Origin of the sequence: Streptomyces flavofungini (genome assembly GCF_041028215.1) — a bacterium.
Taxonomy (GTDB): Bacteria; Actinomycetota; Actinomycetes; order Streptomycetales; family Streptomycetaceae; genus Streptomyces; species Streptomyces flavofungini_B.
In genome coordinates, this window is record NZ_JASKYR010001235.1 from 1 (window position 1) to 1,360 (window position 1,360).

Annotated in this window: 1 protein-coding gene; it reads left to right on the forward strand. The window is 71.7% G+C overall.

All coding sequences use genetic code 11. The annotated features are described in order from the left end of the window. Window positions 1-260: 260 nt before the first annotated feature. Window positions 261-1,360, forward strand: a 1,100-nt coding sequence (locus AB8Z36_RS40030) for an ATP-binding protein (protein ID WP_369218273.1), incomplete at its 3' end; no start/stop codon positions are given.

Genomic DNA, 1,360 nt, shown 5'->3' on the forward strand with positions numbered 1-1,360 from the left:
GACCACGGGCCCGCGACACCGAGTTTGCTCCCCGCCTTGCGTGACGAGACGTCAGGCGCCAGTGCCAGCACCTGATCCGCCGTCCAGCGCACCCCCTGCTGAGTCATGTCTCGAAGGTAGGTCCCGCCACTGACAATCGACCGTGCCGTCGGTGTTTCCGCAGGCCAGCGGCGTGCGAGGGTCGATTGTCAGTGGCGTGGTGCACGGTGGAACCACATCCGGGCCAGACGTGTCCGGACGAGCTGGAGGGGGATCGCTCCATGTCCGCATCCGTCGACTCGACGACGTCCGCGACCGCGAATCGGGCCGAGGCCCTGCGGCCCCACGCCGAGCACGCGTTCGCCGCCGAACTGGCCGCGCTCGCCGCGCAGGACGACCGGCCGCGGCCTCAGCGGTGGCGGCTCTCGCCGTGGGCCGTCGCGACGTACCTGCTCGGCGGCACGCTGCCCGACGGCACCGTCATCACGCCGAAGTACGTGGGTCCCCGCCGCATCGTCGAGGTCGCCGTGACCACTCTCGCGACCGACCGCGCCCTGCTCCTGCTCGGCGTGCCGGGCACCGCCAAGACCTGGGTGTCGGAGCACCTCGCCGCGGCGGTCAGCGGTGACTCGACGCTGCTCGTGCAGGGCACGGCGGGCACACCGGAGGAAGCGATCCGGTACGGGTGGAACTACGCGCAGTTGCTCGCGCACGGCCCCAGCCGCGACGCGCTCGTGCCCAGTCCCGTCATGCGCGCGATGTCCGAGGGCATGACGGCGCGGGTCGAGGAGCTGACCCGCATCCCGGCGGACGTGCAGGACACGCTGATCACGATCCTGTCCGAGAAGACCCTGCCCGTCCCCGAGTTGGGCCAGGAGGTCCAGGCGGTGCGGGGGTTCAACCTCATCGCCACCGCCAACGACCGCGACCGGGGGGTCAACGACCTGTCGAGCGCCCTGCGCCGCCGCTTCAACACGGTCGTCCTGCCGCTGCCCGCGAGTGCCGACGCCGAGGTCGACATCGTCTCGCGGCGCGTGGACCAGATCGGACGCTCGCTGGATCTGCCCGCGGGGCCCGAGGGCATCGACGAGATACGGCGCGTCGTCACCGTCTTCCGCGAGCTGCGCGACGGGGTGACGGCGGACGGGCGTACGAAGGTGAAGTCGCCCAGCGGCACCCTGTCCACCGCCGAGGCGATCTCCGTCGTCACCAACGGCCTCGCGCTCGCCGCCCACTTCGGGGACGGTGTGCTGCGGCCCGGTGACGTCGCCGCCGGAATCCTCGGCGCCGTCGTGCGTGATCCGGCGGCGGACCGCGTCATCTGGCAGGAGTATCTGGAGGCGGTCGTGCGTGAGCGTGACGGCTGGAAGGACTTCTACCG